The 12107-nt window shown below is 51.3% G+C and carries 20 protein-coding genes; all 20 read right to left on the reverse strand.

Annotated elements, in window-relative coordinates; all coding sequences use genetic code 11:
• Positions 1 to 2: 2 nt before the first annotated feature.
• The 20 genes from rpsH to rpsL all read right to left on the reverse strand — a co-directional run bounded on the left by rpsH (position 3) and on the right by rpsL (position 11909).
• On the reverse strand, positions 3 to 398 hold the full coding sequence (gene rpsH / locus DU000_RS11730; protein WP_114403595.1) for a 30S ribosomal protein S8: 396 nt from the start codon (positions 396 to 398) through the stop codon (positions 3 to 5).
• Positions 399 to 413: 15 nt separating this feature from the next.
• A complete protein-coding gene (gene rpsN, locus DU000_RS11735; RefSeq protein WP_114403596.1) occupies positions 414 to 719 on the reverse strand; it encodes a 30S ribosomal protein S14 in 306 nt (101 codons plus the stop codon).
• A gap of 12 nt (positions 720 to 731) precedes the next feature.
• The gene (gene rplE, locus DU000_RS11740) at positions 732 to 1271 is read right to left on the reverse strand and encodes a 50S ribosomal protein L5 (protein ID WP_114403597.1); all 540 of its coding nucleotides are present in this window, start codon (positions 1269 to 1271) and stop codon (positions 732 to 734) included.
• Between the two features lie 9 nt (positions 1272 to 1280).
• Positions 1281 to 1607, reverse strand: a complete 327-nt coding sequence (gene rplX / locus DU000_RS11745) for a 50S ribosomal protein L24 (RefSeq protein ID WP_114403598.1) — start codon at positions 1605 to 1607, stop codon at positions 1281 to 1283.
• Between the two features lie 7 nt (positions 1608 to 1614).
• Positions 1615 to 1983 carry a 50S ribosomal protein L14 gene (gene rplN, locus DU000_RS11750; RefSeq protein WP_114403599.1) on the reverse strand — a complete coding sequence of 123 codons (369 nt, stop codon included), beginning with the start codon at positions 1981 to 1983 and terminating at the stop codon, positions 1615 to 1617.
• Between the two features lie 191 nt (positions 1984 to 2174).
• Positions 2175 to 2441, reverse strand: a complete 267-nt coding sequence (gene rpsQ / locus DU000_RS11755; RefSeq protein WP_192878490.1) for a 30S ribosomal protein S17 — start codon at positions 2439 to 2441, stop codon at positions 2175 to 2177.
• An 8-nt stretch (positions 2442 to 2449) separates the two neighbouring features.
• Positions 2450 to 2644: a 50S ribosomal protein L29 gene (gene rpmC / locus DU000_RS11760; protein WP_114403601.1), complete on the reverse strand. Its 195-nt coding sequence runs from the start codon at positions 2642 to 2644 to the stop codon at positions 2450 to 2452.
• A 2-nt stretch (positions 2645 to 2646) separates the two neighbouring features.
• Complete coding sequence (gene rplP / locus DU000_RS11765) at positions 2647 to 3063, reverse strand: 50S ribosomal protein L16 (protein WP_114403602.1); 417 nt, start codon at positions 3061 to 3063, stop codon at positions 2647 to 2649.
• 2 nt (positions 3064 to 3065) lie between these two features.
• A complete protein-coding gene (rpsC, locus tag DU000_RS11770; protein ID WP_114403603.1) occupies positions 3066 to 3893 on the reverse strand; it encodes a 30S ribosomal protein S3 in 828 nt (275 codons plus the stop codon).
• 9 nt (positions 3894 to 3902) lie between these two features.
• Positions 3903 to 4232 (reverse strand): 50S ribosomal protein L22, encoded by a 330-nt coding sequence (gene rplV / locus DU000_RS11775; RefSeq protein WP_114403604.1) that lies wholly within the window; start codon positions 4230 to 4232, stop codon positions 3903 to 3905.
• Positions 4233 to 4241: 9 nt separating this feature from the next.
• Complete coding sequence (gene rpsS / locus DU000_RS11780; protein ID WP_114403605.1) at positions 4242 to 4517, reverse strand: 30S ribosomal protein S19; 276 nt, start codon at positions 4515 to 4517, stop codon at positions 4242 to 4244.
• A 13-nt stretch (positions 4518 to 4530) separates the two neighbouring features.
• Positions 4531 to 5358 (reverse strand): 50S ribosomal protein L2, encoded by an 828-nt coding sequence (gene rplB / locus DU000_RS11785; protein WP_114403606.1) that lies wholly within the window; start codon positions 5356 to 5358, stop codon positions 4531 to 4533.
• Complete coding sequence (rplW, locus tag DU000_RS11790; protein ID WP_114403607.1) at positions 5358 to 5672, reverse strand: 50S ribosomal protein L23; 315 nt, start codon at positions 5670 to 5672, stop codon at positions 5358 to 5360. Before rplW ends, rplB begins: the two co-directional genes overlap by 1 nt.
• Positions 5669 to 6289, reverse strand: coding sequence for a 50S ribosomal protein L4 (rplD, locus tag DU000_RS11795; RefSeq protein WP_114403608.1), 621 nt, complete (start codon positions 6287 to 6289; stop codon positions 5669 to 5671). Before rplD ends, rplW begins: the two co-directional genes overlap by 4 nt.
• A 9-nt stretch (positions 6290 to 6298) precedes the next feature.
• Positions 6299 to 6949, reverse strand: a complete 651-nt coding sequence (gene rplC, locus DU000_RS11800) for a 50S ribosomal protein L3 (protein ID WP_192878492.1) — start codon at positions 6947 to 6949, stop codon at positions 6299 to 6301.
• 134 nt (positions 6950 to 7083) lie between these two features.
• Positions 7084 to 7395: a 30S ribosomal protein S10 gene (rpsJ, locus tag DU000_RS11805; protein WP_114403610.1), complete on the reverse strand. Its 312-nt coding sequence runs from the start codon at positions 7393 to 7395 to the stop codon at positions 7084 to 7086.
• An 80-nt stretch (positions 7396 to 7475) separates the two neighbouring features.
• Complete coding sequence (gene tuf, locus DU000_RS11810) at positions 7476 to 8666, reverse strand: elongation factor Tu (protein WP_114403611.1); 1191 nt, start codon at positions 8664 to 8666, stop codon at positions 7476 to 7478.
• 64 nt (positions 8667 to 8730) lie between these two features.
• Positions 8731 to 10833: an elongation factor G gene (fusA, locus tag DU000_RS11815; RefSeq protein ID WP_114403612.1), complete on the reverse strand. Its 2103-nt coding sequence runs from the start codon at positions 10831 to 10833 to the stop codon at positions 8731 to 8733.
• A gap of 134 nt (positions 10834 to 10967) precedes the next feature.
• On the reverse strand, positions 10968 to 11438 hold the full coding sequence (rpsG, locus tag DU000_RS11820; protein WP_114403613.1) for a 30S ribosomal protein S7: 471 nt from the start codon (positions 11436 to 11438) through the stop codon (positions 10968 to 10970).
• A gap of 93 nt (positions 11439 to 11531) precedes the next feature.
• Positions 11532 to 11909, reverse strand: a complete 378-nt coding sequence (gene rpsL / locus DU000_RS11825; RefSeq protein WP_114403614.1) for a 30S ribosomal protein S12 — start codon at positions 11907 to 11909, stop codon at positions 11532 to 11534.
• Positions 11910 to 12107: the final 198 nt, after the last annotated feature.

Here is a 12107-nt window from a genome sequence, read left to right on the forward strand (position 1 = left end):
GATTACGCAACGTAGCAAATGACTTCACCGCCGACGCCAACACTGCGCGCCTTACGGTCTGTCATTACACCCTTGGGCGTTGAAACGATCGCCACCCCTAAGCCATTCATTACTTCGGGCAGCTCGTCGCGCCCCTTGTAAATGCGAAGACCAGGCTTGGAAACACGCTCCAGACGTTCAATCACGGGACGGCCAGAATAATATTTCAGTCCAATCTCTAACTCGGCCTTACCTTGCGCTTCATTAACTTTGAAGCCGTCGATATAACCTTCATCCTGCAAAACTTTTGCAATTGCCAGCTTCAGCTTGGAAGAAGGCATGCTGACACTCACTTTGTCAACCCGCTGCGCATTACGGATGCGAGTTAGCATATCAGCGATAGGATCGCTCATGCTCATGCTGTCTCTCCTTGCTTACCAGCTTGATTTTGTAACGCCAGGCAACTCTCCACGAAATGCCATTTCGCGGATCTTGAGGCGACACAAACCAAATTTACGATACACACCACGGGGACGACCTGTCACCGAGCAACGATTACGCTGACGGGTAGGGTTCGCATTACGCGGCAACTTTTGCAATTTCAGACGAGCTTCAAAACGCTCATCTTCGCTTTTGCTTTGATCATTAATTACAGCCAACAACGCATCACGTTTGGCAGTAAATTTTTTGACAAGCTCAGCACGCTTGACTTCACGGTTGATCAGTGCGAGTTTGGCCACTGTTCACCCCCTTTAGTTACGGAATGGGAATTTAAAGGCAGACAGAAGCGCTTTTGCCTCTTCGTCCGTCTTTGCGGTGGTGGTCACACTAATATTGAGACCACGCAGCGCATCAATTTTCTCGTATTCAATTTCCGGGAAAATGATCTGCTCTTTAACGCCCATGTTGTAGTTACCACGGCCATCAAAAGCGCGCCCAGAAACACCACGAAAATCACGAACGCGAGGTAGCGCAATGGTTACCAGGCGGTCCAGAAATTCATACATACGGGCACCGCGCAAAGTCACCATACAACCAATGGGATAGCCTTCGCGAATCTTAAAGCCAGCGATCGCCTTGCGCGACTTAGTCACCACCGGCTTTTGACCTGCAATCTTTGTCAAATCACCGAGCGCATGCTCAATAACTTTCTTATCAGAAACAGCCTCGGATAACCCCATGTTTAAGGTGATCTTGGTAATGCGCGGCACCTCCATGATTGACTTGTAACCAAACTTTTCAATCAGCGAAGCGATAACTTTTTCTTTGTAATACGTTTGCAAACGTGCCATGGCTATTCCTTACGCCTTCACCGCAACAGCTTCGCCATTGGATTTAAAAATGCGGATTTTTTTGCCATCCACAAATTTGAAGCCCACGCGATCAGCCTGCTGCGTAGCAGGGTTAAATAACGCAACATTCGAAACATGTATAGGCATTGTTTTAGTAACAATACCACCCGTTTCATTTTTCATTGGGTTGGGGCGCTGATGTTTTTTGACTTGATTCACACCCTCTACCAGGACATGCTCAACATCAACTCGCTCCAGCACCACACCACGGCGACCGCGGTCTTTGCCCGTTAAGACAATAACCTCATCACCTTTCACAATCTTATTCGCGCTCATGACAACCTCACAGCACTTCTGGAGCCAATGAAACGATTTTCATAAACCGCTCAGTACGCAGCTCGCGCGTAACGGGGCCGAAAATACGGGTTCCGATTGGCTCCAACTTGGCATTCAGCAACACCGCTGCATTACCATCAAATTTAATGAGCGACCCATCACCACGGCGTACACCTTTAGCAGTGCGCACAACCACGGCATTGTAAATATCGCCCTTCTTAACGCGACCGCGTGGCGCCGCATCCTTGACACTCACCTTGATAATGTCACCAATGCCCGCATAGCGACGCTTTGAGCCACCCAACACCTTGATGCACATAACAGAACGAGCACCCGTGTTGTCGGCTACATCCAACAACGATTGCATTTGAATCATGATCTCTTTCCCAACTTAATCTGCAAGCAAACACTTGACAGTCAGTCTTGGCCCCAAGTTTGGGTCGACGGCCCAGTACAAACCGGACCAGTTGCTTGCCGCGAGTCGCCGTTCAGCGCCGCAGCACTTTCTTACTTTGTGCAAGAAAGTCCAGCAATATAACATGCTATCGCTGGACCTGCAAGCACAATTTAGATAGCGCGTGATGCTTCGATCAATTTAATCACCGTCCAAGCTTTTGTTTTTGCTAGGGGGCGGGACTCTTGAATCTCGACAGTGTCGCCTTCTTTGTACTGATTGGTTTCATCGTGCGCATGGTACTTCTTCGAACGCACGATCACCTTACCGTAAAGAGGGTGCTTTACTCGACGCTCAACCAGTACCGTGACCGTTTTGTCCATTTTGTCGCTCACAATGCGGCCAATCAGGGTTCGTTTCAACGATGTTTGCTCGGTCATGTTCATACTCACTTCTTAGAGGCTGCTTCACGCAGCACAGTCCGCACACGGGCAATATCGCGACGCACTTTAGTTAACTGGCTCGTATTGCCGAGTTGCTGTGTCGCATGCTGCATTCTTAAATTGAAATGCGCCTTAAGCAACTCGTTTAACTCTTGCTGCAAGCCAGCAGCGTCTTTACTGCGTAATTCACTTGCCTTCATGCTTACACTCCCACTTGACGTGTAACGAATACACACGGAATGGGCAATTTAGCTTCTGCGAGGCGAAATGCCTCGCGCGCTAATTTCTCATCCACGCCATCCATCTCATACAACACTTTGCCTGGCTGAATTTCAGCGACATAGTACTCAGGATTCCCCTTACCGTTACCCATCCGCACTTCAGCTGGCTTTTGGGAAATAGGTTTATCAGGGAAAATCCGAATCCAGATGCGGCCACCACGTTTGATGTGCCGAGTCATGGCGCGACGGGCAGCTTCAATCTGGCGCGCGGTTAAACGACCACGGCCAATTGCCTTTAAGCCAAAATCACCAAAGGCGACGCTCGTACCACGGCTGGCTAATCCCGTGTTGCGGCCTTTTTGTTCTTTGCGGTATTTTCTACGTGCCGGTTGCAGCATAATTATTCTCCTGCTTCCTTGGTTGCCTCAGGCGCAACAGCTTTACGCACGCGCTTGGCAACGGTTGGCGCTGGTTTAGCCTCGGCATTGTCTGCCTCAACTTTTTTCGCTCTTGGGTTACGGCCAGCGGGCTTACGGGTATTACGAGGACGCGCTTCTTTTTCGGCCTCTGGTGCGGCAGCAGCAGGAGTGCCATCATTGCGGCCCAGTGTATCGCCTTTATAAACCCACACCTTGAGACCAATGATCCCGTAGGTGGTTAACGCTTCTGAAGTACCGTAGTCGATGTCGGCACGTAGTGTATGAAGGGGCACACGACCTTCGCGGTACCACTCGGTACGCGCAATCTCAATCCCGTTCAAACGACCGGAGGCCATCACCTTAATGCCTTGCGCACCAAGACGCATAGCATTTTGCATAGCACGCTTCATAGCACGGCGGAACATAATCCGTTTTTCCAATTGCTGGGCAATTGAATCTGCAATCAACTGAGCGTCAATTTCAGGTTTACGAATTTCTTCAATATTGACATGCACAGGCACACCCATGAGGCGCTGCAGATCAGCCTTCAGCACTTCGATATCTTCACCTTTTTTACCAATCACCACCCCAGGGCGTGAAGAAAATACGGTGATACGGGCGTTTTTGGCAGGGCGCTCAATAAGCACGCGACCAACAGAAGCATTTTTTAGTTTCTTTTTGAGGTATTCGCGTACCTTGACATCCTCGTTCAGCATCTCAGCATAGTTGCCTGCAGCTGCGTACCAACGGGAAGACCAGTTGCGGGATACCGCTAAACGAAAACCGGTTGGATGAATTTTCTGTCCCATCGCGGCTCCTTAATTCCCTACGGTCACAACAATGTGACAGGTTTGTTTTTCGATACGGTTGCCACGGCCCTTCGCACGAGCAGTGAACCGCTTCATTGAAGTCGCCTTATCGACATAGATAGTCTTAACCTTGAGTTCGTCAATGTCAGCACCATCATTATGCTCAGCGTTAGCAATCGCCGACTCAAGCACCTTTTTAATAATGACCGCACCCTTTTTAGGGCTGAAGGTCAAAATATTCAGAGCATGCTCAATCGGCTTACCACGAACCAGGTCGGCCACCAAACGCGCTTTTTGCGCTGACAGGTGTACGCCACGTAATTTTGCAGTCGTTTCCATGTCGTATCCTTATTTTTTGGCCTTTTTGTCTGCCGCATGCCCTTTGAAGGTACGCGTCAGCGCAAACTCACCAAACTTATGGCCCACCATGTTTTCCGTAACATATACCGGGACATGCTGACGACCGTTATGCACAGCAATCGTCAAACCAATAAACTCCGGCAGCACAGTAGAGCGGCGCGACCAGGTTTTGATCGGTTTTTTATCTTTGGTCTCAACCGCAACCAATGCTTTTTTCAGCAAATGATGGTCGCAGAATGGACCTTTTTTAAGCGAACGTGTCATGTTTAGTCACCTCTTACTTCTTGTAGCGGCGCTGAACAATCATGCTGTCAGAGCGCTTGTTAGTACGGGTACGGTAACCTTTGGTTGGCTGCCCCCATGGCGAAACAGGTACACGACCCTCACCAGTACGGCCTTCACCACCACCGTGGGGGTGATCAATCGGGTTCATTGCAGTACCACGAACCGTTGGCCGGACACCGCGCCAGCGCATAGCCCCGGCTTTACCGATTTGACGCAGGTTATGCTCTTCATTGCCAACGACACCAATTGTTGCACGGCAGTCGATGTGCACTTTACGCACTTCACCAGAGCGTAAACGCAACTGAGCGTAAACACCCTCACGCGCCAACAACATAACGGAGGCGCCAGCCGAACGCGCAATTTGCGCCCCTTTGCCAGGCTGCATCTCCACACAATGAATAGTGGTGCCAACGGGGATATTGCGCAGTGGCAAGGCATTACCGACTTTAATCGGGGCCTCAGAGCCATTAACAATTTGCTGGCCGACCACCACACCCTTGGGCGCAATGATGTAACGGCGCTCACCGTCGGCATAACATAGCAGGGCAATGTTCGCACTGCGGTTGGGATCGTATTCAAGACGCTCAACCTTTGCAGGAATGCCATCTTTGTTACGCTTGAAATCCACCAAGCGATAATGCTGTTTGTGACCACCGCCCTTGTGGCGGGTCGTGATGTGACCATTGTTGTTACGACCAGCGTGCTTAGCTTGCTTTTCAAGTAGCGGAGCATAAGGTGCGCCTTTGTGCAACTCTGGATTGACAACTTTAACAACACCACGACGACCAGGCGACGTAGGTTTGACTTTGATCAGAGCCATTATTGCGCCTCCGCAAAGTTAATTTCTTGACCCGGCTTCAGGCAAACGTACGCTTTGCGTTCGTTGTTGCGACGGCCCATAAAACGACCGAAACGCTTAACCTTGCCCTTGACATTTAGCACTTGCACCGATTCAACCTGAACCTTAAAGAGCAACTCAACCGCTGCTTTGATTTCTTGCTTGGTTGCATCAGCCGTGACACGAAAGGCGACTTGCTCATGCTTATCGGCAACCTGAGTCGCTTTTTCGGAAATCACAGGGGCTAACAGCACTTTTAGTAAGCGCTCTTGCTGGAGTGTTGTCAGATTACTCATGCCAGCATCTCCTCAATTTTTGCAATTGCAGACTTAGTGATTAACACTTGCTTGTAGCGAACCAGCGAAACAGGATCAGCCTGCTGAGGCTCCAGCACCAGCAAGTGTGGCAAATTGCGTGCAGCCAGATACAGATTCTCATCTACCGTATCTGTGATCACCAAAACTGATTGGAGGCCCATTGCCTTGAGTTTTTCAGCAACCAGCCTGGTTTTTGGTGCCGCCACAGCAAATTGATCAACTACTGCCAAACGACCATCGCGAGCCAACTGCGAGAAGATCGAGCATAAGCCAGCGCGATACATCTTTTTGTTGACCTTATGACTAAAGTTCTCATCTGGCGAATTGGGGAATATACGACCACCCCCACGCCACAGCGGCGACGAGGTCATCCCGGCACGAGCACGGCCCGTACCTTTTTGACGCCAAGGTTTTTTGGTTGAGTGGTTAACTTCTTCACGGTCTTTTTGCTTACGGTTACCGCTGCGCGCATTCGCTTGATAAGCCACCACCAGCTGGTGAACCAGAGCTTCATTGTATTCGCGCGCAAAAACAGTATCTGCAGCAGCAACATTAGCTGCGGCCTGACCTTGTTCATTTAGGAGCTTGAGTTCCATCGCCACTCCTTATGCTTTGACAGCGGGACGCACAACGACGTCGCCACCTTTATGGCCAGGGACCGCCCCCTTGACCAACAACAATCCACGAGCAACATCAACGCGAGCCACTTCCAGATTCAACACAGTACGCTGCTCCGCACCATCATGACCGCTCATGCGCTTACCCGGGAAAACACGACCCGGATCTTGCGCCTGGCCAATAGAACCAGGCACATTGTGTGAACGCGAGTTACCGTGCGAAGCACGGCCAGAACCGAAATTGTGGCGGGCGATGGTACCAGCAAAACCCTTACCCAGAGTGACGCCCGTGACGTCCACCTTTTGACCCGCTTGAAAGAGGTCAACACCAATCACTTGACCCGCTTTCAGCTCAGCCACTTTTGCAGCATCAATTCGGAATTCTTTAAGCGCACTGCCCGCCTCAACACCCGCTTTCGCATAATGTCCGGCTGCAGCTTTATTGACACGAGAAGCGCGACGGACACCGTAAGCAACCTGCACCGCAGTGTAGCCATCCGCTTCATTCGTCTTGATTTGCGTCACTCGGTTGTTTGACACGTCCAGCACAGTGACAGGAATTGAATCGCCATCATCCGTGAAAATACGGGTCATACCAACCTTGCGACCGATCAGTCCAAGGCTCATTTTTTTCTCCATTCCCGATTACGATTGATCGGGGCCAAATTTCGCACGATAAAACAACGCCATATCGTGCCACATAATAAATTTACTCGCCAAACTTGACGAGAAAGCCCACCATGATAGCAGGCTAATAAAATAAACTCAAGCAATTACTGTAATTTGATTTCAACGTCTACGCCGGCAGGTAAATCCAGTTTCATCAATGCATCAACTGTTTTGTCTGTTGGGTCAACAATATCCATTAAACGCTGGTGCGTACGGATCTCTAACTGATCGCGTGAGGTTTTATTGACGTGAGGCGAGCGCAAAATATCGAATTTAGCGATCCGCGTGGGTAGCGGAACAGGCCCGCGCACCACCGCACCCGTGCGCTTGGCTGTATCAACAATTTCAGCCGCTGATTGGTCAATCAGTTTGTAGTCAAACGCTTTCAAACGGATACGAATTTTTTGGTTTTGCATGATAAATCCTTAAAGAGCGAAGAGGCTTATGCCTCGATAACACTGACCAGTCGGATTCACGCGACTGGTCAGCCAGAGAATTACGCCTCGATTTTAGCGACGACGCCGGCGCCGACGGTACGGCCACCTTCACGGATCGCAAAACGCAGACCTTCTTCCATCGCGATGGGAGCAATCAATTCCACTTTCATCGCAATGTTGTCACCAGGCATCACCATTTCAGTACCTTCAGGTAACGCGATGCTGCCGGTTACGTCGGTGGTACGGAAGTAGAACTGCGGACGATAGCCATTGAAGAAGGGGGTATGACGACCACCTTCGTCTTTGGAGAGAATGTAAACCTCAGCACTGAATTTGGTGTGTGGAGTGATTGAACCAGGCTTGGCCAATACTTGACCGCGCTGAACGTCTTCACGCTTGGTACCACGCAGCAGGATACCGACGTTGTCACCGGCTTGACCTTGGTCGAGCAGTTTGCGGAACATTTCTACACCGGTACAGGTGGTTTTCTGGGTGGCGGCGATACCGACGATTTCGATCTCTTCGCCAACTTTGACAATCCCGCGCTCAACACGGCCGGTCACCACGGTACCACGACCAGAGATGGAGAATACGTCTTCGACGGGCATGAGGAAGGCGCCATCTACGGCACGCTCAGGAGTGGGGATGTAGGTGTCGAGGGCTTCAGCCAGTTTCATGATGGCTTGTTCGCCGAGTTCGCCTTTGTCGCCTTCGAGGGCGAGTTTAGCGGAGCCTTTGATGATGGGGGTGTCATCACCAGGGAAGTCGTATTTGGAGAGGAGCTCACGCACTTCCATTTCGACCAGCTCGAGCAGTTCTGCATCATCCACCATGTCGGCTTTGTTCAGAAAGACGATGATGTAGGGCACGCCAACCTGACGGGACAGGAGGATGTGCTCACGGGTCTGGGGCATGGGGCCGTCAGCGGCGGAGCACACGAGAATCGCGCCGTCCATTTGGGCTGCGCCAGTGATCATGTTTTTAACATAGTCAGCGTGACCAGGGCAGTCTACGTGGGCGTAGTGGCGGTTCTCGGTTTCGTATTCAACGTGGGCGGTGTTGATGGTAATACCACGTGCTTTTTCTTCAGGCGCTGCGTCAATCTGGTCGTAGGCTTTGGCTTCGCCACCAAATTTGCTCGATAGCACGGTCGTGATCGCCGCTGTCAGCGTCGTCTTACCATGATCCACGTGACCAATCGTCCCCACGTTTACGTGCGGTTTCGTCCGTTCAAACTTTTCCTTTGCCATTTCTCTATCCTTTCAATGCTCCCCCATCCAGGCTGCGCCGAGACGGGAGGAAGTTGATTCAAAATTATTTGGTTTTCGCTGCAATCACGGCATCTGCCACGTTTTTCGGGGCTTCTGCATAGTGTTTAAATTCCATGGTGTACGTTGCACGGCCTTGCGTCAATGAACGTAAGGTCGTGGAGTAGCCAAACATTTCCGACAGCGGCACTTCAGCTTTAATCGCTTTACCGCCACCAACCATGTCATCCATGCCTTGCACCATACCGCGACGGGAAGAAAGATCGCCCATGACGGTACCTGCGTAGTCTTCTGGGGTTTCCACTTCCACGGCCATCATCGGCTCGAGCAACACAGGGCTAGCTTTACGGCAACCATCTTTGAACGCCATGGAACCCGCCATACGGAAGGCATTTTCGTTGGAGTCAACGTCGTGGTAAGAACCAAAGAACAAGGTTACTTTCACATCCACCACAGGGTAGCCTGCAACCACACCGGCGTTGAGCGCCTCTTGCACACCCTTGTCAACTGCAGGGATGTACTCACGGGGCACCACACCACCTTTAATCGCGTCGACGAACTCGTAACCTTTACCAGGCTCGTTCGGCTCGATTTTCAATACAGCATGGCCGTACTGACCGCGACCACCGGATTGCTTAACGAACTTACCTTCGCTCTCTTCGCAGACTTTACGAATCGTTTCGCGGTAGGCCACCTGGGGTTTACCCACGTTAGCTTCCACACCGAATTCACGCTTCATACGGTCCACAATAATTTCGAGGTGAAGCTCGCCCATCCCGGCAATAATCGTTTGACCAGACTCTTCGTCGGTACGCACGCGGAAGGAAGGATCCTCAGAAGCCAAGCGCTGCAAGGCGATACCCATTTTTTCTTGGTCAGCCTTGGTTTTTGGCTCAACTGCTTGCGCAATCACCGGCTCAGGGAACTCCATGCGCTCCAGCGTCACGATGGAATCTGGATCACACAGGGTTTCACCCGTGGTCACTTCTTTCAAGCCCACACATGCAGCAATATCGCCCGCACGGCATTCTTCGATCTCTTCACGGTTGTTCGCATGCATCTGCACGATACGACCGATCCGTTCTTTTTTACCCTTAATCGGGTTGTAAACGGTATCGCCCTTGCTCAACACGCCGGAGTACACGCGCACGAAGGTCAATTGACCAACGAAGGGGTCAGTCATCAACTTAAATGCCAACGCAGAGAATTTCTCGTTGTCATCTGACTTGCGCGTCACGTCTTTTTCGTCTTCATCCGTACCTGCAACAGGTGGAATTTCAACGGGGGATGGCAGATACTCAATCACAGCGTCCAACATAGCCTGCACGCCCTTGTTTTTAAACGCAGAGCCACACAGCATAGGCTGAATTTCGCCCGCAATCGTACGCTGACGGATCGCGGCCTTAATCTCTTGCTCGGACAAATCACCGGTTTCTAGGTATTTGTTCATCAAGTCTTCATTGGATTCAGCAGCCGATTCCACCAACTTCTCGCGCCACTCGTTACAGACATCCACGAGGTCCGCAGGGATATCGCCGTATTCAAACTTCATCCCTTGGCTAGCCTCATCCCACCAGATGGCTTTCATCTTGACGAGATCAACCACGCCTTTGAAGTTTTCTTCAGCACCAATCGGCACCACCATCGGCACGGGATTCGCGCGCAGACGGGTTTTCATTTGCTCAACGACCTTGAAGAAGTTAGCACCAGTACGGTCCATCTTGTTCACGAAGGCCAAGCGGGGCACTTTGTACTTGTTAGCCTGACGCCATACGGTTTCAGACTGGGGCTGAACACCACCCACGGCACAGTAAACCATACAGGCACCATCCAGCACACGCATAGAACGCTCCACTTCAATCGTGAAGTCAACGTGACCGGGGGTGTCAATAATGTTAACGCGGTGCTCAGGGAACTGGCGCTCCATGCCGCTCCAGAAACAGGTGGTCGCCGCAGAGGTAATGGTAATCCCACGCTCTTGCTCTTGCTCCATCCAGTCCATGGTTGCTGCGCCGTCGTGCACTTCACCAATCTTGTGGTTCACGCCGGTATAAAACAGAATACGCTCAGTCGTCGTGGTTTTACCCGCATCAATGTGCGCGGAAATACCAATGTTACGGTAGCGTTCAATCGGGGTCTTGCGAGCCATGATTTAACTCTCGATTTATTTAAGGTTATTTCGGCTGCAGCGAGCGCCGCACAGTGCAGGCGCGCCGCCACAGGTAGTACCGCTAGTACAGCGAGGCGGCGCAACACACACGGTGCAAGCGCAGCCAGCCGAAATTAGAAGCGGAAGTGCGCAAAGGCCTTATTCGCCTCCGCCATACGGTGCACTTCATCACGCTTTTTCACTGCGGCGCCACGGTTTTCAGCCGCATCCAGCAATTCACCAGCCAAACGCAGACCCATGGTTTTTTCGCTGCGCTTTTTCGCAGCCTCACGCAGCCAGCGCATTGCCAACGCCAAGCGGCGAGAAGGACGCACCTCAACGGGCACTTGGTAGTTCGCACCACCGACACGGCGGCTCTTGACCTCAACGCTTGGCTTAACATTACCCAATGCCGCCTGGAAAACCTCAACAGGATCCTTCCCTGTCTTAGTTTGCACCTGCTCAAACGCACCATAAACGATGCGCTCAGCAACGGCTTTTTTACCATCCAACATGATGGCATTCATGAATTTTGACACTTCTACATTACCGAATTTTGGATCCGGCAAAATTTCCCGCTTCGGGACTTCGCGACGACGTGGCATTGCACATCCTTTCAATCATTCGTTTTACTCACGGGATTACCCAGCGGCACCAGCCAGATGAGCAACCACTCACTCTCTAACAGACTCTACGGCTTAGCCTTTTTTGGGCCGCTTCGCACCATACTTGGAGCGAGCTTGTTTACGATCTTTCACGCCTTGCAAGTCAAGAGAACCGCGGACAATGTGATAACGCACACCCGGCAAGTCTTTTACACGACCACCGCGAATGAGCACGACCGAGTGCTCTTGCAAGTTGTGGCCTTCACCGCCAATGTAGGAAATCACTTCAAAGCCGTTAGTCAAACGCACTTTAGCCACCTTACGTAGCGCAGAGTTAGGCTTTTTAGGCGTTGTTGTGTAAACACGGGTGCAAACCCCGCGCTTCTGCGGGCAATTCTCCAGCGCAGGAGACTTGCTCTTAATAACTTCTGTACTGCGGCCTTGCCGCACCAGCTGATTGATTGTTGGCATATTAATCTCTTAAAAAAGTAAAGAGGCCTTGCTTCCGTCGAATTAGACAGAGACAGAAGATAAAAAAGGATGGACTAGTGCACGACCCGAATACCGCCAGATAGGCAGCAGAGCACGCGAACGCCTGCATGTCACCATGCGATGCACCTTGCAAACAAGGCACCAGCGCCAACCACGTCATTCTTTAACAATATCCGT

The sequence above is a fragment of the Parvibium lacunae genome (assembly GCF_003335215.1).
Classification (GTDB): Bacteria; Pseudomonadota; Gammaproteobacteria; order Burkholderiales; family Burkholderiaceae_D; genus Parvibium; species Parvibium lacunae.

Bases quoted from the DNA above. Each gene is read 5' to 3' on its own strand.
- rpsQ (WP_192878490.1), bottom strand. From the start codon at position 2,441: ATGACCGAGCAAACATCGTTGAAACGAACCCTGATTGGCCGCATTGTG.
- rplE (WP_114403597.1), bottom strand. From the start codon at position 1,271: ATGGCACGTTTGCAAACGTATTACAAAGAAAAAGTTATCGCTTCGCTG.
- rpsC (WP_114403603.1), bottom strand. From the start codon at position 3,893: ATGGGACAGAAAATTCATCCAACCGGTTTTCGTTTAGCGGTATCCCGC.
- rpsJ (WP_114403610.1), bottom strand. From the start codon at position 7,395: ATGCAAAACCAAAAAATTCGTATCCGTTTGAAAGCGTTTGACTACAAA.
- rplD (WP_114403608.1), bottom strand. From the start codon at position 6,289: ATGGAACTCAAGCTCCTAAATGAACAAGGTCAGGCCGCAGCTAATGTT.
- rpmC (WP_114403601.1), bottom strand. From the start codon at position 2,644: ATGAAGGCAAGTGAATTACGCAGTAAAGACGCTGCTGGCTTGCAGCAA.
- fusA (WP_114403612.1), bottom strand. From the start codon at position 10,833: ATGGCTCGCAAGACCCCGATTGAACGCTACCGTAACATTGGTATTTCC.
- rpsH (WP_114403595.1), bottom strand. From the start codon at position 398: ATGAGCATGAGCGATCCTATCGCTGATATGCTAACTCGCATCCGTAAT.
- rpsG (WP_114403613.1), bottom strand. From the start codon at position 11,438: ATGCCACGTCGTCGCGAAGTCCCGAAGCGGGAAATTTTGCCGGATCCA.
- rplP (WP_114403602.1), bottom strand. From the start codon at position 3,063: ATGCTGCAACCGGCACGTAGAAAATACCGCAAAGAACAAAAAGGCCGC.
- rpsS (WP_114403605.1), bottom strand. From the start codon at position 4,517: ATGACACGTTCGCTTAAAAAAGGTCCATTCTGCGACCATCATTTGCTG.
- tuf (WP_114403611.1), bottom strand. From the start codon at position 8,666: ATGGCAAAGGAAAAGTTTGAACGGACGAAACCGCACGTAAACGTGGGG.
- rplV (WP_114403604.1), bottom strand. From the start codon at position 4,232: ATGGAAACGACTGCAAAATTACGTGGCGTACACCTGTCAGCGCAAAAA.
- rplN (WP_114403599.1), bottom strand. From the start codon at position 1,983: ATGATTCAAATGCAATCGTTGTTGGATGTAGCCGACAACACGGGTGCT.
- rplB (WP_114403606.1), bottom strand. From the start codon at position 5,358: ATGGCTCTGATCAAAGTCAAACCTACGTCGCCTGGTCGTCGTGGTGTT.
- rplC (WP_192878492.1), bottom strand. From the start codon at position 6,949: ATGGAGAAAAAAATGAGCCTTGGACTGATCGGTCGCAAGGTTGGTATG.
- rpsL (WP_114403614.1), bottom strand. From the start codon at position 11,909: ATGCCAACAATCAATCAGCTGGTGCGGCAAGGCCGCAGTACAGAAGTT.
- rplX (WP_114403598.1), bottom strand. From the start codon at position 1,607: ATGAGCGCGAATAAGATTGTGAAAGGTGATGAGGTTATTGTCTTAACG.
- rplW (WP_114403607.1), bottom strand. From the start codon at position 5,672: ATGAGTAATCTGACAACACTCCAGCAAGAGCGCTTACTAAAAGTGCTG.